Consider the following 19,970-nt stretch of genomic DNA (forward strand, 5'->3'; position numbering starts at 1 on the left):
TTTTTTCGCGAGCAAGCTCGCTCCTACACGGGTTTTCCAGACATGAACTACAACACCCCCAACCAGTTGCAAGCCGCCATCCTCGACTGGGCCGGCACCGTGGTCGACTTCGGCTCCTTCGCGCCGACCCAGATCTTCGTCGAGGCTTTCGCCGAGTTCGATGTCCAGGTCTCCATCGAAGAAGCCCGCGGCCCGATGGGCATGGGCAAGTGGGACCACATCCGCGCCCTGTGCGACCTGCCGCAGGTCGCCGAGCGTTATCGCCAAGTGTTCGGCCGCACCCCGACCGACGACGATGTCACCGCCATCTACCAGCGCTTCATGCCGCTGCAGATCGACAAGATCGCCGAACATTCGGCGCTGATTCCCGGCGCCCTGGAAACCATCGCCAACCTGCGCCGGCAAGGCATCAGGATCGGCTCCTGCTCCGGCTACCCGAAGCAGGTCATGGACAAGGTGGTGGAACTGGCGGCGACCCATGGCTACGTCGCCGACCATGTGGTGGCCACCGATGAAGTGCCGAACGGTCGCCCTTGGCCGGCCCAGGCCCTGGCCAACGTAATCGCCCTGGGGATCGCCGATGTCGCCGCCTGCGTGAAGATCGACGACACCGTGCCGGGCATTCTCGAAGGCCGCCGCGCCGGCATGTGGACCGTGGCCCTGATCTGCTCCGGCAACGCCCTGGGCCTGACCTACGAGGCTTATCGCGCCCTCGGCAGCGACACCCTGGCCGGCGAGCGCCAGCGCATCCACGCGCTATTCGAGGGTTCGCGCCCGCACTACATGATCGACACCATCAGCGATTTGCCGCAGGTGATCGCCGACATCAACCAGCGCCTGGCCAACGGCGAGATGCCACAAAGCAGTTGATCGGCCATTGGCCTCCCCCGAACGGCAGCCCGACATGGAGCTGCCGTCTTTTTACCGGCACTCGCGCAAACCGCGTATTTGCCCCGGGCAGAGCCTCGCAAACAGGATTACAGTTACAGCACTCCGTCGTTAAGAACGGAGGCTACTGACCTGATGAACGAGGAAGGATCTATGCCCTGGAAGAACTCCGACAACCGTTACAGCACGGTGTCGATTGCATTGCATTGGCTGATGCTGGTGTTGTTGATCGCGGTCTACGCCTGCATCGAATTACGCGGCATTTTCCCCAAGGGCAGCGGCGGCCGGACGCTGATCAAGGAAGCGCACTTCATGCTCGGCCTGACCGTGTTCGTACTGGTCTGGCTGCGCCTGCTGGCCCGCAGCCTGGGGGTGGCGCCGAAGATCCTGCCGACGCCGCCGAGCTGGCAGACGCTCCTGGCCAAGCTGATGCACTGGGCCTTGTACCTATTCATGATCGCCATGCCGATCCTCGGCTGGCTGATCACCAGCGCCGAAGGCCATCAGGTGATGTTCTACGGCATCGACTTGCCATTGCTGGTGGCTGAAGACAAACAGTTCGCCAAGCAGGTCGAAGGCTGGCACGGGCTGCTGGGCACTGTCGGTTACTGGCTGATCGGGCTGCATGCGGTGGCCGGGCTTTACCACCACTACTTCATGCGCGACAACACCCTGCAACGCATGCTGCCCAAGCGCGGCTAAGGCTGCGCCGGCGCGGCGAAACCGCGGCGGCCCTGCAAGCCGCCGGTGTGCACGAAGACCAGGCGGCTGCCGGCGGCAAACCGCCCGGCCTCCACCTGTTGCTTGAGGGCCAGCAAGGCCTTGCCGGTGTACAGCGGCTCCAGGGGGATGCCGCTGTGTCGCTCGGTCTCCTCGATAAACGCCAGCAGCAGCGGGTCGACCTTGGCGAAACCGCCGCGACTGCTGTCGAGCAGTTCATAACCCGTAGCCTGCTGCCCCGCCTCCCGCACAATCGCCACCACCTGTCGCGCGACACCGTGATCGTCCGGCACCGCCAGGGCGCCATACACCGGGTGCGCGCCGGCCTCCCCCAGCACCAGCCCGGCCAGGGTGGTGCCGGTGCCGGCGGCCAGCCACCAGCCGTGATAGTCATCCCAGCCCAGGGCATTCAACTGGCTGCGCACCTGGTTCACCAGCGGCATGCAGCCGGTCGCCCCAAGCAGGCCGCCACCGCCCTCCGCCACCGGGAACAGCCCGGGGTACTGCGCCTGCCAGGGCTGCCAGAACCCTGGCTCATGCCGCGCCCGGTAACCGCCATAACCCAGCCAGTGCAGGTGCATGCCGAAGCCTTGCAGGTCGAGCACCGTGGGCGTGTCCTGCGGATGGCCGCGCAGCAGCCCCACGGTGGCGAAACCGAAACGTTTGCCGGCGGCCGCCAATGCATGCAGGTGATTGGAGTGAGCGCCGCCCAGGCTGATGATGCCCCGGGCACCGGCTGCGCCAGCCGCCGCCAGATGCGGGGCGAGCTTGAACCACTTGTTGCCGCAGATCAGCGGGTCGATCTGGTCCAGGCGCAGGACCGCCACCTCCACCCCGGCGCGGGACAGCCAGTCGAGGGACAGGGGTTGCAGGGGCGCGCTCGGCAGCCAGTGGAAAGGTCCGAGGCTCATGGGCGGGCTGGAACGACAGCGGGAAGGCAATGCATCGCGGGCGGGTTCTGGATGGTCAAGGCGGGAAGTCTACCAGCCTCAGGGGACCTATCGCGGCAAGTCGGAACAGGCATAAAAAAGCCACCGGACTCTTCGCAGAATCGCGGTGGCCTCGATTACCGGTGGATCAGAGTTCCGCAGCCAAACGCGAGCCCTGGTTGATCGCGCGCTTGGCGTCCAGCTCGGCGGCCACGTCGGCGCCACCGATCAGGTGCACGTTCTGCCCGGCGGCCACCAGGCCTTCGTGCAGTTCGCGCAGCGGGTCCTGGCCGGCGCAGATCACGATATTGTCCACCGGCAATACCTGCGGCTCGCCGCTCTCGCCGATGCGGATATGCAAGCCGGTGTCGTCGATCTTCAGGTACTCGACGCTGTTGAGCATCTGCACCTGCTTGTTCTTCAGGCCGGTGCGGTGAATCCAGCCGGTGGTCTTGCCCAGGCCGTCGCCGACCTTGGAGGTCTTGCGCTGCAACAGGAACACCTGGCGCGCCGGGGCATGACGCTCGGGCTTGATGCCAGCGACACCGCCACGGGCCTCCAGGTGCGTGTCGATGCCCCATTCCTTCCAGAACGCCTCACGGTCCTGGCTGGTGGCCACGCCCTGATGCACGAGGAATTCGGAAACGTCGAAGCCGATGCCGCCGGCCCCGATCACCGCCACTGTCTGGCCCACCGGCTTGCGTTGCAGCAGCACGTCCAGGTAGCTCAGGACCTTGGCGTGGTCGACGCCCGGGATCGCCGGCGTGCGCGGGGCGATACCGGTGGCCAGGATGATTTCGTCATAACCGCCGGCCACCAGTTGCTCGACATCGACCCGGCGGTTCAGGCACAGCTCGACGTGGGTGGTCTGCAGCTTGCGCTTGAAGTAGCGCAGGGTCTCGAAGAACTCCTCCTTGCCCGGCACACGTTTGGCGACATTGAACTGGCCGCCGATTTCGCTGGCCGAATCGAACAGCGTCACCTGATGGCCGCGCTCGGCCGCCACGGTCGCGGCGGACAGCCCGGCCGGGCCGGCGCCGACCACGGCGATCTTCTTGATCTGCTGCACCGGCAGGTAGTTGAGCTCGGTTTCGTAGCAGGCCCGCGGGTTGACCAGGCAACTGGTGAGCTTGCCGCCGAAGGTGTGGTCCAGGCAGGCCTGGTTGCAGCCGATGCAGGTGTTGATTTCATCGCCACGCCCCGCGGCCGCCTTGTTGACGAACTCCGGGTCGGCGAGGAACGGCCGCGCCATGGAGACCATGTCGGCGTCGCCTTCGGCGAGAATCTGCTCGGCCACTTCCGGGGTGTTGATACGGTTGGTGGTGATCAGCGGGATTCCTACCTCCCCGCGCAGCTTGGCCGTGACCTTGCTGAAGGCGGCACGCGGCACCTTGGTGGCGATGGTCGGGATCCGCGCTTCGTGCCAGCCGATACCGGTGTTGATGAGGGTCGCGCCGGCCTGCTCGATGGCCTTGGCCAGTTGCACGATTTCTTCCCAGGTGCTGCCGCCTTCCACCAGGTCGAGCATCGACAGGCGGAAGATGATGATGAAGTTCGGACCTACCGCTTGGCGCACGCGGCGGACGATTTCCACCGGCAGGCGCATGCGGTTTTCGTAACTGCCGCCCCAGCGGTCGGTACGGTGGTTGGTGTGCGCGGCGAGGAACTGGTTAATGAAGTAGCCCTCGGACCCCATGATCTCGACGCCGTCGTACTCGGCCTGCTGTGCCAGGGTGGAGCAGGTAACGAAGTCGCGGATCTGCTTCTCGATGCCCTCTTCGTCCAGCTCCTTGGGCTTGAACGGGTTGATCGGCGCCTGGATCGCGCTCGGCGCCACCTGTTTCGGGCTGTAGGCATAACGCCCGGCATGGAGGATCTGCATGCAGATCTTGCCGCCCGCCTCGTGGACCGCGCGCGTGACGATACGGTGCTTGAGCGCTTCTTCCTCGGTGGTCAGCTTGGCCGCGCCGGAGTACACGCCGCCTTCGTCGTTGGGGCCGATGCCGCCCGTCACCATCAGGCCCACGCCACCGCGGGCCCGCTCGGCGAAGTAGGCGGCCATGCGTTCGAAACCGCTGGGCTTTTCTTCCAGGCCGGTGTGCATCGAGCCCATCAGGGTGCGGTTGCGCAGGGTGGTAAAGCCCAGGTCCAGCGGGGCCAGCAAATGCGGGTAGTGAGCGGCGGCCATCGGTAACTCCACATCGAACGATCACGGAAAAAATGCGGAAGCTCTGCGGCTCCCGTCGGTCATGTTCGACAGACTAAGAGCAGCCCCCAAGGCGCTCAATGACCGTAACTGACAACTTATTGATCCAAATGCGCAGCCCGCCCTTGGCAATCGCGGACATGGGCCCTACCCTAGTCAGCGAATCCCGCACACGGCTGCCGACTGTCTTCCCATGCGCAAACTTCTTTATTTCACCTTCACCCTGGCCCTGATTGCCGCCCTGACCAGCTACACCCTGTGGACCCGCGAGCGGCCGATCGGTCATTACCTGTCCGACCTGCGCATCCAGCTCGCGGTGGACCAGGGCACCCCCGCCGACCACGGCAACCTGCTGGGCATCCAGCCCGAACTGTTCCCCACCGATTACCAGAGCCCCGAGCGCCTGCACCGCAAGCTCGCGGCCTACCTGCAACAGGCCCGGGACCAGGGGTTGCTGAACGAAAAGACCGTGGTGGTGCTGCCAGAGCACATCGGCACCTGGCTGATGGTCAGCGGCGAGAAAAACGAGCTGTACCAGGCCGCCAGCCTGAAGGAGGCGATGAACTGGCTGGCGGTGAGCAACCCCCTGCCCTTCCTGCGCGCCCTGATCACCGCCAAGGGTGACAATCGCCTGAACGACGCGCACCTGCGGATGAAGGCCAGGAGCATGGCCGAGCAGTACCAGCGGCTGTTCGGCGGCCTGGCCAAGGAATTTGGCATCACCCTGGTGGCGGGCTCCATTGTCCTGCCGGAACCGGTGATCGAAGGCAGCAACCTGCGCATCGGCAGCGGCGCGCTGTACAACACCACCCTGGTCTTCGGCAGCGATGGCCTGCCGATTGGCCAGCCGCAACGCCAGCTGTACCCGACCTTCGACGAGCGCGGCTTTATCCAGGCCAGCGCCGACCAGGCTGTCCAGGTCATCGACACCCCTGCCGGCCGCCTGGGCGTGCTGATCGGCAGCGACAGCTGGTACCCGGACAACTACCGCAAGCTCAACGCCCAGGGCGCGCAACTGGTGGCGGTCCCGGCCTTCGTCATGGGCCGTGGCGCCTGGGACAGGCCATGGCGCGGCGACAAGAACCTCTCGACCCCGAGCGAGGTCAGCCTCAAGCCTGAAGAAGTCAGCGAAGGCGAAGCCTGGCGCCGCCTGACCCTGACCAGCCGCGCGCCCAGCAGCCTGGCCAGCGCCGGCGTCAGCGTGTTTCTGCGCGGCCAGTTCTGGGATCAGGGCAGCGCCGGGCAAAGCTTCATCAACAGCAACGGCGAGCATTTCGCCGATGGCGATGCCCGTGGCGCGCGCTTGTTGAATATCTGGTTGTAAATCCATGAAGCCCCAGCCGATGCGCCTCGGAGACTTGTCGGTGGGCTTCGTCCATAGCCTGGCCGACGCCGTGCGCAGCCATGGCCTCGACCCGCAGCCGCTACTGGAACAATACGGACTGGATGCCGCGCGCCTGGCCGAGGCCGGGGCGCGGTTGTCGATTCCCCGTTACATGCGCCTGGGCCACGCGGCAATTCAACTGACCGGCGATCCGGCGCTGGGGCTGCGCATGGGCCAGCTCAGCCGCCTGAGCCAGGCCGGGCTGGCGGGCGTCACCGCCGCCCAGGCGCCGACCGTACGCGAGGCCGCGCGCTGCCTGACCCGCTTCGAAGCCCTGTACGGCTCGAACTATCGCGGCCAGTCGAGCTTCCATGAAGACGCCGACGGCGCCTGGCTGCGCTTCTATTCCATCAGCCCCTACAACGCCTACAACCGCTTCGTGGTGGATTCGATCCTGGCCGGCTGGCTCCAGCAACTGGGCAGCCTCGGCTCGCCGGTCAAGGCCGAACGCATCGAGATCGAGTTTGCCCAGACCGACTACCGCGAACGTTACAACAGCCTGGGGGATTGCCCGATCCTGTTCGGCGCCGAGCACAATCAGCTGCGCCTGAGCCAGGCCACCCTGGCCCAGCGCAATGTCGAACACTGCCCCAGTACCTGGCGCCATCTGCTGCAACTCTGTGAACGGGAACTGGAGCAACTGACCCGCACCCGCAGCCTGCGTGAACGCATCACTCAGTTGCTGGGGCCTTTGCTCAATGGTGGCCGGGAGCCCGACCTGGAAGAAGTGGCGGCACGCCTGAAGCTGCCAACCTGGACCCTGCGCCGCAAACTCGCCGAGGAAGGGACGCAGTTTCGCGCCATTCTCAACGACACCCGCCGCGATCTGGCCATGACCTACATTCGCGATACCGAACTGGCCTTCGGGGAAATTGCCTATCTGTTGGGATTTGCCTCAGCCGAGGCCTTTCAACGCGCCTTCAAGCGCTGGAGCGGCCAGACACCGGGGGAGTTTCGTCGCAGCCACCGGCAGTCCGCCTGAAAAAAAACGCCACCGGCGTTACAGCTCGGTGGCGTCTTCTGCGGGTTCCAGCGGGTCCAGTTCAAAGGCCTGGAATTCCAGCAGTTCTTCTTGGTATTCGTCCATGGCGGACTCCTTGTGTGTGGGGTGTAGGTAACCTGCTTGCTGAGTAGTCTTCTTACTGACTTGGCCACCAGCATAAAGTGCCGGTGTGACAGAAAAAATTCTGCGCGCAATCTCCGTCCTTCAAATGGAACGTAGCAGCGGGCAATGGATTTACCTGCGAGCTGGCAAAGAAATCTTCAGAGAGGCTCGGCAACCGTGGGATCGACACCACCTGGGTCGATCTCCCGGCTATCCGCAGATACCTATTGTGGCAGCGCCGGAATCGGCTCTGACGGGGCCGGCAAGGTGCTGGCAGGAGGCGGGGTCACGCTTTCGCTGGACGGCGCAGGCTCGGCGGATGTGCCCGGTGCGATGGGCGCCGCTTCCGCAGGGGGCGCTAACGGTTCCGAGAGGTTCGAGGCAGGTGGTGCAACGAACGGAGTGGCCGGGGTCGGCTCGGCAGCCGGTACAGCAGGCGGCGCGACGGGTGCCGGGGCTGGCGCTGCGGCAGGCTCGGCGGGCTTGGGTTCGGGCACACCCAGATCGGTCTTCGGTTTCTCGATGATATGCGCGGCCTTTTTCGCTTCCTGTGGCAGGAACAGCTCCACCAGGGCGAAATAACGCTCGTAGAACTTCGCCGAGGAAACCGTCTCGCTGGCGACCTTGACCATCGAGTCGTCGGTCGAGCCGATCGGCATCGACACCGAGCCCAGCACACCCACCCCCAGGCTCGCCGAGTTGTTGACCTTCTTCAGCGCATAACGGTCCTGCAGGGCGTTGGCGAACACCGTGGAGCGGTGATTGGTGCTGCCGTCCTGGGCGCAGACCACGCTGAAGCTGATCTCCATGTGGGTTTCGCCCGTCTGCTGGAAGCTCTTGTGGCCACTGACCAGTTTCGGATCGCTGCTGGTGATGATGTAGCCCTGGCTGAGCAAGGCGCGACGAGCGGCCTCGCAGGACGCCGTGTCACTCACCGGGTAATTGCGCGAAAAGGTGCCGGAGTCATCGAAGTTTTCATGCTCGTAAATGGCGGTCTTCTGCGACGAACAACCGGCGACGGCCGCCAGCAGCAGCGTCAACCCGGCGGCACGCAGGTGAAATGATCTATGCATCGAAAATCCTGAGGAAAACGGTCCGGGGCGTATTGTGCAACAGTTCGAGGCTACAGGGCTCGCGGATTAGTGTCTTAAGGTTAATACAAGGTTACTGACCACGGTTTGCCGGAAAAAGTCGTGCGCACAGATGATCGATGAATACCCGCAGCTTGGCGGCGGTGTGCCGGCTCGCCGGCCAGAGCAGCCAGAAGGTACCGTCGTATTCGAGATGCTCGTCGAGCACTGGCTGCAACTCTCCTCGCACGAGCGCCTCGTGCACCATGAAATCGGGTAGGCAGGCGATCCCCAGGCCACGCCGTACCGCATGGTCCACGGCTTCGATAGAGGTACTGACAAAACGTGTCGGCAGCAGCGGTTCCGGGGCGTCGACCGCTCGTCGCAATGGCCAGTGTTCGAGTTTGCCCGTGTTGTGGAAGGTATGCCGCAAGCATCCGTGGTTCGCCAGGTCGGCGGGGGTCTGCGGAACGCCATGCTCGCGAAAGTACTCAGGCGTGCCCACCAGCACCAGGCGAAACTGCCCCAACGACCGGGCCACCAGCCGTGAATCGCCGGGGCTGCCGGTGCGTATCACGGCATCGAAACCCTCCTCCACGACATCCACTATGCGGTCCGTCAGCTCGATATCCAGCTCGATCTGCGGATAACGCTGCATGAACTCCACCAACACCGGCATCACCAGGGCATGAACCTGCGGCAGGCTGACCCGCAGCTTGCCCCGCGGAACATTGTAAGACTTGCACAGATCGAATTCGGCCGCCTCGACTTCGGCGACAATCCGGCGGCAGCGCTCGAGAAAACTCGCGCCTTCGGCGGTCAGGGTGATACTGCGGGTACTGCGATGGAACAGCTGGGTCTCCAGGCGCTCCTCGAGCCGCGCGATGCTCTTGCCGACAGCCGACGACGATACCCCCAACAACCGCCCCGCCTCGGTAAAACTGCGAGTTTTCGCCACATGCAGAAAGACCGAGATATTGCTCAACCAGTCCATCGCCGACCTCGTTATTGCGGACATGGATGTCCGATAAGTTCGGAACCTTAGCCTATTTTTCTCTTTATCACAGCGCCCTACCCTCAGCCTCCCTACTTCCTGAAACCTGTAGCGAGCCTGAGACCATGACCGAACCTCTTGCCACTGTCGACCTGCTGGACATCGAGTCCAGGCGTCGCGACCGACTTCCACTGGGCGGCCTGCTGGCGCTGGCGACCGCCGGTTTCATCACCATCCTTACCGAAGCCATGCCAGCCGGCCTGCTGCCACAAATGAGCCAGGACCTGGCGGTGTCCCCGGCGCTAGTCGGCCAGTTAGTCACGCTGTATGCCATTGGTTCGCTACTGGCGGCGATTCCCTTGGTGATCCTCACCCAAGGCTGGCGCCGTCGACCCTTGCTGATGATCGCCATAGGCGGTTTTGCCATGGTCAACAGCGTCACGGCCCTCTCCACCAACTACAGCCTGATCCTGGTCGCGCGTTTTTTTGCCGGGATATTCGCCGGGCTGCTCTGGGCCCTGCTGGCCGGATATGCCAGCCGCATGGTCGCACCGCACTTGCAGGGCCGGGCCATCGCCGTCGCTATGCTTGGCGCGCCGCTGGCTCTGTCCCTGGGAGTTCCGGCTGGCACACTGCTGGGTGCATTGGTCGGCTGGCGGGCCAGCTTTGCCTTGATGACGGTGCTGACTCTGGTTCTGCTCGGCTGGGTGCGCTGGCAGGTACCGGACTTTCCCGGCCTGCGCAGCGACAAGCGCCTGTCGCTGAAGAGCGTGTTTGCCTTGCCCGGGGTCAAGCCGGTGCTGTTCGTGACCTTCGCTTATGTCCTGGGCCACAACATCCTCTACACCTATATCGCGCCGCTCCTGGAGCCGGCCGGTATCACCGGGCAGATCGACCGGGTGTTGCTGGTATTCGGGTTGACCGCGGTGCTGAGTATCTGGATCGTCGGCCTGCTGATCGATCGCTGGTTGCGGCGGCTGGTACTCGTCAGTTGCACCTTGTTCGGTCTCTGCGCACTGCTGCTGGCGTTCCGCCCTGACGCGCCTGCCGCGGTCTACGCCTCGATGGTCCTCTGGGGCTTGTCATACGGTGGCCTCGGTACCCTGCTGCAGACAGCCCTGGCGAAGACCTCCGGCTCCTCCGCCGACGCCGCACAGTCGATGCTGGTGACTGCATGGAACCTGGCAATCGCCGGTGGCGGACTGGTGGGTGGCGTACTGCTGGAAGGCCCGGGCATTCTGTCGTTTCCCTGGGTGATCATCGGCCTGCTGCTGGTTTGTCTGTTGGTCGCCGTGAATGCCCGGCATCACGGCTTTCCCGCCGCACGCTAAAAACAAAAACCCCGGCGCGCTGGCCGGGGTCTCTGTTTGTTACTTCAGTCAGGCATCAGAAGCGCTTGATGTCTGCCTGGTTTTCCAACTGCTTGCGGTAGGCCGCGAAGTCTTGCTGCCCCATACGCGAGGCGAGGAAGCGGCGGTATTGAGCCTTTTCTTCATCGGTCGGCGCAGCGGCTTCGTTCACACCATTGAGTTGCAGGACCACCAGGTTGCCATTCGGCAGGGTCACGCTGCTGAAGGTCGGCTTGTCCTTGGCCGCTGGCTTGGCCATGCGGAACAGGGCCTGCAACACAATCGGATCGACGCCTTCCTGGCCGCGGGTCACGGCTTCGGAAACCTTCCAGTTCTGGCCATCGACAGGCGCCTTCAGCGCAGTCTTGCCTTCCCGCAGGCTGGCAATCAAGGCATCGGCCTTGGCCTTGGCGGCAGCACTGGCGTGTTCCTTGGCCAATTGCGTGCGGATGCTGCTGGCGACGCTTTCCAGCGGCAACTGCTCTGGCTTGCGGTGCTCTTTGGCGCGCAGGACCACTACGGTTTCCGGATCCAGTTCGATGGCGGTGCTGTTGGCACCTTCATCCAGCACTTCAGGGCTGAAAGCAGCCTGAATCACAGCGCGATTGGCAGCAATGCCCTCGCCTCCTTCACGCCCGAATGGAGCGGAAGTGTGCACGGTCAGTTTCAGCTCTTGAGCCGGCTGGGCCAGATCCGAGGCTTCGAACGAGGAGTCTTCCAATTGCTTGGTCGCCTCGACAAAACGCTGCTCGACCTGCTGGGTTTTCAGCTCGCGGGTCAGCTTGTCTTTCAGGCTGGCGAAGCTCGGTACTTCAGGTGCCTCGACGCCCAGCAGCTTGATCAGGTGGAAACCGAAACCGGTGCGTACCGGCGCCGAAACCTGATCCTTGTTCAAGGCGTACAACGCTTCCTCAAAGGCCGGGTCATAGACGCCAGGGCCGGCATAACCGAGGTCACCACCATTGTTCGCCGAACCCGGGTCCTGGGAGAACTCCTTGGCCAGCGCCTCGAAGCTTTCGCCCTTGGCCAGGCGTGCCTGGATCTCTTCGATCTTGGCCTTGGCCTGTGCTTCGTTCACCTTGTCGTTCACTTCGATCAGGATGTGCGCGGCACGACGCTGCTCGGACAGGTTGGCGGTTTCTTTCTGATACAGCGCCTGCAGATCTTCGTCCTTGACGCTGACCTGATCGAAGAAGGAAGCCTTCTTCAACTCCAGGTAGTCGATGACCACCTGGTCCGGCGACATGAATTCCTTGGCGTGTTCGTCGTAGTAAGCCTTGACCTCATCGTCGGTCAGCTTGACTGCCGCCGGGTCGGCCTTGATGGTCAGGGAAGCGTAATCGCGGGTCTGCTTTTCCAGGCGAGCGAATGCCAGCACCTGGGCATCGGTGACAAAACCGCTGCCAGCCAGACCGGCGCGCACCTGGCCGATCAGCATTTCCTGAGCCAGCATCTGACGGAACTGCATCCGGCTATAGCCCAGCTGACGGATCACCTGGTCGAAACGCTCAGGGCTGAACTTGCCGTCCACCAGGAATTCCGGAGTTTGCAGGATCACCTGGTCCAGAGCGGCGTCAGAGAAGGCGAACTTGGAATTTTCCGCGCCTTGCAGCAGCAGCTTGCGGTCGATCAGACCTTTGAGAGCGGCTTCACGCAGCAGCTTCTCGTCGAGCAAGGAAGCGTCGAAATCCTTGCCCAGTTGTTGCATGAGCTGACGGCGTTGCATATCTACCGCCTGGCTCAGCTCATTCTGGGTGATTTCTTCGCCATTGACCTTGGCCGCGTCCTGACTGGTGGAAGTGGCTTGAAAAATGGCATCGAAACCGGTCAGCGCCATCAGTGCAACGATGACCCCGATAATGGTCTTGGCAATCCAGCCTTGTGAATTGTCCCTGATATTCTGCAGCATGCGTCCCCCAGAAACGGTTGTACTTCAAATTAAGCAACCGTGGAGCGTGGGTAGAATCCGGATAGAAGAAAGGCGCATCCGAGGATGCGCCTTTCTCGTAACTGACGGAACGGACAGGGGTTCGAACCTTCGATCCCCGATGTGACAAACCGGATTTCTAACCGGCTGCCCTACCGCTCCGCTGCCAGGTCAGGAAAGACCCCGACCCGGGTAGGCAAAGGCTTGAAGGAAGCTTAGTTAACGGCTTCTTTCAGTGCTTTACCCGCTTTGAAACCTGGTTTTTTGGCTGCAGCGATTTCCAGCGTCTTACCGGTCTGTGGGTTACGACCAATGCGAGCAGGACGATCGGTAACAGAGAAAGTACCGAAACCAACCAGTACAACGGAGTCGCCAGCCTTAAGAGCGCCAGTGACGGATTCGATTACTGCATCCAGCGCACGGCCAGCAGCAGCTTTCGGGATATCAGCAGATGCAGCGATAGCATCAATCAGTTCCGACTTGTTCACTCTAAGTCCCCTTATATATCTATTTGAGTATGATTCTAAGTTTTTTGGTGAAAGCAAAAACCAGTGCTGAATGGCCTACAGACACTTAAGAGCCGCTTTATAACAAGGGCTCTAAAAAGCTGTCAAGGAAGCCCCCCAGGCTAATGCGTACTAATGCGTGCTAATTCTTTCCTTAGAGTCAGACTCGCGTTTTTCATCCTTTGCAACTATCTCGGGAGCCACATCCGGCAAGGGCTCCGGCGCGTATTGCAGCGCAATTTGGAGGACTTCGTCAATCCATTTAACTGGCTTAATTTGCAGATCCTGCTTGATATTGTCAGGAATTTCCTTCAAATCGCGCACATTTTCTTCTGGAATGATGACCGTCTTGATTCCGCCGCGATGTGCTGCAAGAAGTTTCTCTTTCAAACCTCCGATCGCCAACACTTGACCACGCAGGGTAATTTCCCCGGTCATCGCCACGTCAGCCCGCACCGGGATGCCGGTCAGTGCCGAAACCAAGGCCGTGCACATGCCTACGCCAGCACTAGGGCCGTCTTTCGGGGTAGCCCCTTCCGGCATATGGATATGGGTGTCGCGCTTCTCGTGGAAGTCCAGGGGGATCCCCAGGCTCTTCGCACGGCTACGCACCACCGTCAGCGCCGCAGTAATCGACTCGACCATCACGTCGCCCAGCGAGCCAGTCTTGATCAACTGACCTTTGCCAGGTACCACGGCGGCTTCGATGGTCAGTAGCTCGCCACCGACCTGGGTCCAGGCCAGGCCCGTTACCTGACCGATCTGATCCTGCTGCTCGGCAAGGCCGTAGCGGAATTTGCGCACGCCGAGGAAATGCTCCAGCAGATCGGAAGTGACCTTCACCGAGAAGCGTTTTTCTAGCGCATGTTCCTTGACCGCCTTGCGGCAAACCTTGGCAATCTGGCGCTCCAGCCCACGCACACCGGCTTCGCGGGTGTAGTAGCGAATGATGTCGCGAATGGCTTCTTCGTCGAATTCCAACTCGCCTTTCTTCAGGCCGTTGGCCTGGATCTGCTTCGGCGACAGGTATTTGACCGCAATGTTGATCTTCTCGTCCTCGGTGTAACCCGGCAGACGAATCACCTCCATCCGGTCCAGCAACGCTGGCGGAATATTCATCGAGTTGGAGGTGCAAAGGAACATCACATCGGAGAGGTCGTAATCGACTTCCAGGTAGTGGTCGTTGAAGTTGTGGTTCTGCTCGGGGTCGAGCACTTCGAGCAATGCCGAGGCCGGATCGCCACGCATGTCGCTGCCCATCTTGTCGATTTCATCGAGCAAGAACAGCGGGTTGCGAACCCCCACTTTCGTCATCTTTTGAATCAATCTTCCCGGCATCGAACCGATGTAGGTACGACGATGGCCACGAATTTCCGCTTCATCGCGTACGCCACCGAGGGCCATGCGCACGAATTTACGGTTGGTGGCGTGGGCAATCGACTCAGCCAGGGAGGTTTTACCGACCCCAGGAGGCCCGACCAGGCACAGTACCGGGCCACGAATCTTCTTCACGCGCTTTTGCACGGCGAGGTATTCGAGAATCCGCTCTTTGACCTCTTCCAGGCCATAGTGATCGGCATCGAGGATATCCTCGGCGCGCGCCAGGTCCAGGCGAACCTTGCTTTGCGCCTTCCACGGCACCTGAACCAGCCAGTCGATGTACGAACGCACCACTGTGGCTTCGGCCGACATCGGCGACATTTGCTTGAGCTTGTTCAGCTCGGCCTGAGCCTTGGCCAGGGCGTCCTTTGGCAAGCCTGCGGCATCGATGCGTTTTTTCAGCTCTTCGACTTCGTTGTGACCTTCGTCACCGTCGCCCAGCTCTTTCTGAATGGCCTTCATCTGCTCATTCAGGTAGTACTCGCGCTGGCTGCGTTCCATTTGTTTCTTCACGCGACCGCGAATGCGCTTCTCGACCTGCAACAGATCGATTTCCGCATCCAGCAACGCCAGCACGTGTTCGACACGCGCCGACAGGTCGATGATTTCGAGAATTTCCTGCTTCTGCTCGATTTTCAGCGCCATGTGCGCGGCCATGGTGTCTACCAGGCGGCTCGGCTCATCGATGCTGTTGAGGGACGACAGCACTTCGGCAGGAACTTTCTTACCCAGTTGCACGTATTGCTCGAACTGGGACAGCAGGCTACGGACAAAGACTTCCGACTCGCGCTCAGGAGCATCCACCTCGTCAATCAGGGAGACTTCGGCACGGCAGTGGCCATCCACTTCGCTGAAACGCTCCACAGCGCCCCGCTGCTCGCCCTCGACCAGTACTTTGACGGTGCCATCAGGCAACTTGAGCAATTGCAGAACAGTGGCAATGGTACCTACGCGATAGAGTGCATCTTCACCGGGATCATCATCAGCAGGATTTTTCTGAGCCAACAGAAGAATCTGCTTGTCGCCCGTCATCGCGGCCTCGAGGGCTTCGATAGACTTCTCGCGCCCCACGAACAGCGGGATAACCATGTGCGGATAAACCACGACATCACGCAATGGCAAGAGAGGCAATTCGATGGTTGTCTTCATGATTTCGCCTCTACGGCGGCCATAAGGCCGTAAACAGATGGAAGTAAGCTTGAAACCAAGATGGGGGCTGCCTCGAAAAAAAACAAGCTCAAAGACAGTACTTTAAAGGCAGTAAAAGCAAAGGGGCCCGAAGGCCCCTTCTGTCAAACCAGCAGTCCGGCGCTTAGACGTCCGGGGCGGCCTTGGCAGTCGGCTCACTGTTTTCATAGATATACAGTGGCTTGGACTTACCTTCTATAACGCTTTCGTCGATCACTACTTTACTTACCTCGGACTGCGAGGGGATTTCGTACATAGTGTCGAGCAACACGCCTTCGAGAATCGAACGCAATCCGCGAGCACCAGTCTTGCGCTCAAGCGCACGCTTGGCGACCGACTTGAGGGCATCGGTACGGAATTCCAGGTCGACGCCTTCCATCTCGAACAACTTGGCATACTGCTTGGTCAAGGCGTTCTTCGGCTCGGTGAGGATCTGGATCAACGCAGCCTCATCCAGTTCGTCCAGGGTCGCCAGAACCGGCAGACGCCCCACGAACTCCGGAATCAGGCCGAACTTGACCAGATCGTCCGGTTCGACTTCACGCAGGGATTCGCCGACCTTCTTGCCCTCTTCCTTGCTGCGTACTTCAGCATTGAAGCCGATGCCGCCACGAGTCGAACGGTTCTGAATAACCTTTTCCAGACCCGAGAACGCACCACCGCAGATGAACAGGATGTTACGCGTATCGACCTGCAGGAACTCTTGCTGCGGATGCTTGCGACCACCTTGAGGCGGAACGGAAGCCACAGTGCCCTCGATCAGTTTCAACAGAGCCTGCTGCACGCCTTCGCCCGAAACATCACGGGTAATCGAAGGGTTGTCAGACTTGCGGGAAATCTTGTCGATTTCATCGATATAGACGATGCCCATTTGAGCTTTCTCTACATCGTAATCGCACTTCTGCAGCAGTTTCTGAATGATGTTCTCGACGTCCTCACCCACATAACCGGCTTCGGTCAGGGTAGTGGCATCGGCAATGGTGAACGGTACATTCAACAGGCGCGCCAGGGTCTCTGCCAGCAGAGTCTTGCCCGAACCTGTAGGGCCGATCAGCAAGATGTTGCTCTTGCCCAGTTCGACCTCGTCATTCTTTTTGTCACGCTGGTTGAGGCGCTTGTAGTGGTTGTATACCGCTACTGCCAGAACCTTTTTCGCACGTTCCTGACCAATCACATACTGATCAAGGATGCCGCTGATTTCTTTAGGCGAAGGCAATTTATGCGCGCTGCTCTCGGCCTGTGCTTCCTGCACCTCCTCACGGATGATGTCATTGCACAGGTCGACGCACTCGTCGCAGATAAAGACCGAGGGGCCGGCAATCAATTTGCGTACTTCATGCTGGCTTTTGCCACAGAAGGAGCAATAAAGCAGTTTGCCGTTGTCCTCGCCGTTGCGGGTGTCAGTCATTCGATCGATCCAAATCCGATAGGCTTGCAACACAAGATGAAGGCAATTGCGGGCTTTTTCAAGTCCGCAGGTGGCCGGTTAAACCAACCACCTACATTTGAGTTGCTTAGGCGGGCATTTGACGCTTGGTGATCACAGAGTCAATCAGGCCGTATTCAGCCGCACGCTCTGCACTCATGAAGTTGTCGCGCTCGGTGTCGCGCTCGATGGTCTCGAGGCTCTGACCGGTGTGATGAGCCAGCAGCGAGTTCAGACGCGAACGGATGTGCAGGATTTCCTTGGCATGGATGTCGATATCCGAAGCCTGGCCCTGGAAACCGCCCAATGGCTGGTGAATCATCATCCGCGAGTTAGGCAGGCAATGACGCTTGCCCGCTGCGCCACCGGCGAGCAGGAAGGCCCCCATGCTGCAGGCCTGGCCGATGCAGATGGTGGAAACGTCCGGCTTGATGAATTGCATGGTGTCGTAGATCGACATGCCTGCAGTCACCGAACCGCCTGGCGAGTTGATGTAGAGATGGATGTCCTTGTCCGGGTTTTCCGCTTCAAGGAAGAGCAATTGTGCCGCGACCAGGTTGGCCATGTAGTCTTCTACCGGGCCAATCAGGAAGATCACCCGCTCCTTGAGGAGGCGCGAGTAGATGTCATAGGCGCGTTCGCCACGGGCGGACTGCTCGATAACCATCGGGACCAGGCCGCCTGCGGCCTGGATGTCAGAGCTCTGCTGATAATAAGAATTGCGGGACATGTCCTGCAGTCACTCCCAAATAGTCATGTCTTGAATACGCATAAGCCAGCACGAAGGCTGGCTTATGGTGTGTATTTTCGAACGAGTAAAAAATCAGTCGGCTTGTGGTGCTTCTACCGGCTTGACCGCTTCTTCGTAAGAGACCGATTTGTCGGTCACGCTAGCTTTCTGCAGAACAGTATCCACAACTTGTTCTTCCAGCACAACCGAACGGACTTCGTTCAGTTGCTGCTCGTTCTTGTAGTACCAGGACACGACCTGCTCCGGCTCTTGGTAAGCAGAAGCCATTTCCTGGATCAGCTCACGCACGCGGGCTTCGTCAGGCTTGAGGTCGAATTGCTTGACCACTTCAGCCACGATCAGACCTAGGACAACGCGACGCTTGGCTTGTTCTTCGAACAGCTCGGCCGGCAGTTGATCAGGCTTGATGTTGCCACCGAACTGTTGAACGGCCTGAACGCGCAGACGGTTCACTTCGTTGTCCAGCAGAGCCTTAGGCACTTCGATCGGGTTGGCAGCCAGCAGGCCGTCCATTACCTGGTTCTTGACCTTGGACTTGATGGCCTGACGCAGTTCGCGCTCCATGTTCTTGCGAACTTCGGCGCGGAAACCTTCCAGACCGGCTTCCTTGATGCCGAATTGAGCGAAGAACTCTTCGGTCAGTTCTGGCAGCTTAGGCTCGGAAACGGTGTTGACGGTCACGGTGAACTCGGCGGCTTTGTTAGCCAGGTCCAGGTTCTGGTAGTTCTCAGGGAAAGTCAGGTTCAGAACGCGCTCTTCACCCGCCTTGGCGCCGACCAGGCCTTCTTCGAAACCCGGAATCATGCGGCCGGAACCCAGCACCAACTGAGTACCCTTGGCGGAACCGCCAGCGAACACTTCACCGTCGACCTTGCCGACGAAATCGATGTTCAGTTGGTCTTCGTTTTGAGCGGCACGGTCGGCCACTTCAAAGCGAATGTTCTGCTTGCGCAGGATTTCCAGCATGTTGTCCAGGTCGGCATCAGCCACGTCAGCGCTCAGGCGCTCAACGGCGATGGACTCGAAACCGGCAACGGTGAACTCAGGGAACACTTCGAACGTTGCAACGTATTCCAGATCCTTGCCTTTTTCCAGAACCTTTGGTTCAACCGAAGGAGCGCCAGCCGGGTTCAGCTTCTGCTCGACAACAGCTTCGTAGAAGGAAGCCTGGATCACGTCACCCACAGCCTCTTGACGCGCATCAGCTTCATAACGCTGGCGGATCACGCTCATTGGGACTTTGCCAGGACGGAAGCCTGGAATCTTGGCCTTTTGGGCAGTCTGCTGCAGACGCTTGTTGACCTGTGTCTCGATGCGCTCAGCCGGCACGGTGATGCTCATGCGGCGCTCAAGAGCAGAAGTATTTTCAACAGAAACTTGCATGGATATTCCTCGTTGCACAGACGTTAGCCGGCCGTTTCCGACCCCAGAATCAAGGGCATGCATTCTAGTGGGTCAAACTCAAGAAGTCACCCTACTGAAAACGGGTAAAAAAACAGCTGGCGATTTAAAGGCGGGGACCAACGGTTGAGCCTCGCCCTGAGAGCAAATACAGCAAATCAAACCAGGGCCTCTGCACCAACGCTTCTATATATAGAAGGAACGGCGCATCACATCCCCGATAGCCAGACCAAACCACAGCCCGACCGGTTAACCTTCAGCATTCCAGCGACAAAAGGACGAGTGTTTCGTCGCTTCCCTGGCCCACCACCTGCGACCCGCTGGAAATACAGACTTCTGAAACGAAAACGGCGCAGCCCTTTTCAGGTGCTGCGCCGTTATCTGCTATATAAATAGCTACTTAATTGGTGCGGACGAAGAGACTCGAACTCTTACACCTTGCGGCGCTGGAACCTAAATCCAGTGTGTCTACCAATTCCACCACGTCCGCGTATCAAGCTTTTAAAGCAAAGGCGCCAGACTATTAATCTGGCGCCTTTCGGAATATGGGGTGGACGATGGGGATCGAACCCACGACAACAGGAGTCACAATCCTGTGCTCTACCAACTGAGCTACGCCCACCATATTGCGTTGTTGCGTTACTTGTGCCAAAGCTGCCTAATGGCGCACCCGGCAGGACTCGAACCTGCGACCATCCGCTTAGAAGGCGGATGCTCTATCCAGCTGAGCTACGGGCGCCTTATTA

15 protein-coding genes and 3 tRNA genes are annotated in these 19,970 nt (G+C 60.5%); 5 read left to right on the forward strand and 13 right to left on the reverse strand.

The features are described 5' to 3' along the window. Positions 1-42: 42 nt before the first annotated feature. Entirely contained in the window at positions 43-870 is an 828-nt protein-coding gene (phnX, locus tag IF690_RS19190) for a phosphonoacetaldehyde hydrolase (protein ID WP_202696948.1), read from the forward strand. A gap of 171 nt (positions 871-1,041) precedes the next feature. Beyond that, a complete protein-coding gene (locus tag IF690_RS19195) occupies positions 1,042-1,590 on the forward strand; it encodes a cytochrome b (RefSeq protein WP_202696949.1) in 549 nt (182 codons plus the stop codon). Here IF690_RS19195 and IF690_RS19200 read toward each other — a convergent pair. After that, positions 1,587-2,519 (reverse strand): 1-aminocyclopropane-1-carboxylate deaminase/D-cysteine desulfhydrase, encoded by a 933-nt coding sequence (locus IF690_RS19200; RefSeq protein ID WP_202696950.1) that lies wholly within the window; start codon positions 2,517-2,519, stop codon positions 1,587-1,589. The two genes, IF690_RS19195 and IF690_RS19200, sit on opposite strands and share 4 nt — an antisense overlap. A gap of 166 nt (positions 2,520-2,685) precedes the next feature. Further along, positions 2,686-4,725 carry an NADPH-dependent 2,4-dienoyl-CoA reductase gene (locus IF690_RS19205; RefSeq protein WP_202696951.1) on the reverse strand — a complete coding sequence of 680 codons (2,040 nt, stop codon included), beginning with the start codon at positions 4,723-4,725 and terminating at the stop codon, positions 2,686-2,688. Between the two features lie 211 nt (positions 4,726-4,936). On the opposite strand from IF690_RS19205, the gene IF690_RS19210 reads away from it, so the two are divergent. Together IF690_RS19210 and IF690_RS19215 are read left to right on the forward strand one after the other, a co-directional pair. Next, positions 4,937-6,067, forward strand: coding sequence for a carbon-nitrogen hydrolase family protein (locus IF690_RS19210; protein ID WP_202696952.1), 1,131 nt, complete (start codon positions 4,937-4,939; stop codon positions 6,065-6,067). A gap of 4 nt (positions 6,068-6,071) precedes the next feature. After that, the gene (locus tag IF690_RS19215) at positions 6,072-7,109 is read left to right on the forward strand and encodes an AraC family transcriptional regulator (RefSeq protein ID WP_202696953.1); all 1,038 of its coding nucleotides are present in this window, start codon (positions 6,072-6,074) and stop codon (positions 7,107-7,109) included. 347 nt (positions 7,110-7,456) lie between these two features. Here IF690_RS19215 and IF690_RS19220 read toward each other — a convergent pair whose 3' ends face one another. Both IF690_RS19220 and IF690_RS19225 read right to left on the reverse strand, forming a co-directional pair. Further along, complete coding sequence (locus IF690_RS19220; protein WP_202696954.1) at positions 7,457-8,305, reverse strand: DUF2242 domain-containing protein; 849 nt, start codon at positions 8,303-8,305, stop codon at positions 7,457-7,459. A gap of 91 nt (positions 8,306-8,396) precedes the next feature. Next, entirely contained in the window at positions 8,397-9,296 is a 900-nt protein-coding gene (locus tag IF690_RS19225) for a LysR family transcriptional regulator (RefSeq protein ID WP_202696955.1), read from the reverse strand. Between the two features lie 125 nt (positions 9,297-9,421). On the opposite strand from IF690_RS19225, the gene IF690_RS19230 reads away from it, so the two are divergent. After that, positions 9,422-10,627, forward strand: a complete 1,206-nt coding sequence (locus IF690_RS19230; RefSeq protein WP_202696956.1) for an MFS transporter — start codon at positions 9,422-9,424, stop codon at positions 10,625-10,627. 55 nt (positions 10,628-10,682) lie between these two features. On the opposite strand, the gene IF690_RS19235 is transcribed toward IF690_RS19230, so the two are convergent. The 9 genes from IF690_RS19235 to IF690_RS19275 form a co-directional block, all read right to left on the reverse strand. Then, complete coding sequence (locus IF690_RS19235; RefSeq protein WP_202696957.1) at positions 10,683-12,554, reverse strand: SurA N-terminal domain-containing protein; 1,872 nt, start codon at positions 12,552-12,554, stop codon at positions 10,683-10,685. 233 nt (positions 12,555-12,787) lie between these two features. After that, positions 12,788-13,117, reverse strand: a complete 330-nt coding sequence (locus IF690_RS19240) for an HU family DNA-binding protein (protein ID WP_020296819.1) — start codon at positions 13,115-13,117, stop codon at positions 12,788-12,790. A 93-nt stretch (positions 13,118-13,210) separates the two neighbouring features. Next, entirely contained in the window at positions 13,211-15,607 is a 2,397-nt protein-coding gene (gene lon, locus IF690_RS19245; RefSeq protein ID WP_009044652.1) for an endopeptidase La, read from the reverse strand. A gap of 163 nt (positions 15,608-15,770) precedes the next feature. Beyond that, positions 15,771-17,054 (reverse strand): ATP-dependent Clp protease ATP-binding subunit ClpX, encoded by a 1,284-nt coding sequence (gene clpX / locus IF690_RS19250; RefSeq protein ID WP_202701631.1) that lies wholly within the window; start codon positions 17,052-17,054, stop codon positions 15,771-15,773. 106 nt (positions 17,055-17,160) lie between these two features. Continuing rightward, the gene (gene clpP, locus IF690_RS19255) at positions 17,161-17,802 is read right to left on the reverse strand and encodes an ATP-dependent Clp endopeptidase proteolytic subunit ClpP (protein ID WP_007927205.1); all 642 of its coding nucleotides are present in this window, start codon (positions 17,800-17,802) and stop codon (positions 17,161-17,163) included. Between the two features lie 93 nt (positions 17,803-17,895). Further along, positions 17,896-19,206 carry a trigger factor gene (gene tig / locus IF690_RS19260; protein ID WP_009044653.1) on the reverse strand — a complete coding sequence of 437 codons (1,311 nt, stop codon included), beginning with the start codon at positions 19,204-19,206 and terminating at the stop codon, positions 17,896-17,898. Between the two features lie 423 nt (positions 19,207-19,629). Further along, a tRNA-Leu gene (locus tag IF690_RS19265) sits at positions 19,630-19,714 on the reverse strand. 56 nt (positions 19,715-19,770) lie between these two features. Then, positions 19,771-19,846 (reverse strand) — tRNA-His (locus tag IF690_RS19270). A 40-nt stretch (positions 19,847-19,886) separates the two neighbouring features. Beyond that, positions 19,887-19,963: transfer RNA gene (locus IF690_RS19275), tRNA-Arg, on the reverse strand. Between the last annotated feature and the right edge of the window lie 7 nt (positions 19,964-19,970).

The organism is Pseudomonas sp. SK3(2021) (genome assembly GCF_016772375.1).
Lineage (GTDB): Bacteria > Pseudomonadota > Gammaproteobacteria > Pseudomonadales > Pseudomonadaceae > Aquipseudomonas > Aquipseudomonas chlororaphis_I.

Coding starts and splice junctions, on each gene's coding strand:
- IF690_RS19235 (WP_202696957.1), bottom strand. CDS start 12,554: ATGCTGCAGAATATCAGGGACAATTCACAAGGCTGGATTGCCAAGACC.
- IF690_RS19195 (WP_202696949.1), top strand. CDS start 1,042: ATGCCCTGGAAGAACTCCGACAACCGTTACAGCACGGTGTCGATTGCA.
- IF690_RS19200 (WP_202696950.1), bottom strand. CDS start 2,519: ATGAGCCTCGGACCTTTCCACTGGCTGCCGAGCGCGCCCCTGCAACCC.
- tig (WP_009044653.1), bottom strand. CDS start 19,206: ATGCAAGTTTCTGTTGAAAATACTTCTGCTCTTGAGCGCCGCATGAGC.
- clpX (WP_202701631.1), bottom strand. CDS start 17,054: ATGACTGACACCCGCAACGGCGAGGACAACGGCAAACTGCTTTATTGC.
- IF690_RS19225 (WP_202696955.1), bottom strand. CDS start 9,296: ATGGACTGGTTGAGCAATATCTCGGTCTTTCTGCATGTGGCGAAAACT.
- lon (WP_009044652.1), bottom strand. CDS start 15,607: ATGAAGACAACCATCGAATTGCCTCTCTTGCCATTGCGTGATGTCGTG.
- phnX (WP_202696948.1), top strand. CDS start 43: ATGAACTACAACACCCCCAACCAGTTGCAAGCCGCCATCCTCGACTGG.
- IF690_RS19220 (WP_202696954.1), bottom strand. CDS start 8,305: ATGCATAGATCATTTCACCTGCGTGCCGCCGGGTTGACGCTGCTGCTG.
- IF690_RS19230 (WP_202696956.1), top strand. CDS start 9,422: ATGACCGAACCTCTTGCCACTGTCGACCTGCTGGACATCGAGTCCAGG.
- IF690_RS19210 (WP_202696952.1), top strand. CDS start 4,937: ATGCGCAAACTTCTTTATTTCACCTTCACCCTGGCCCTGATTGCCGCC.
- IF690_RS19215 (WP_202696953.1), top strand. CDS start 6,072: ATGAAGCCCCAGCCGATGCGCCTCGGAGACTTGTCGGTGGGCTTCGTC.
- IF690_RS19205 (WP_202696951.1), bottom strand. CDS start 4,725: ATGGCCGCCGCTCACTACCCGCATTTGCTGGCCCCGCTGGACCTGGGC.
- clpP (WP_007927205.1), bottom strand. CDS start 17,802: ATGTCCCGCAATTCTTATTATCAGCAGAGCTCTGACATCCAGGCCGCA.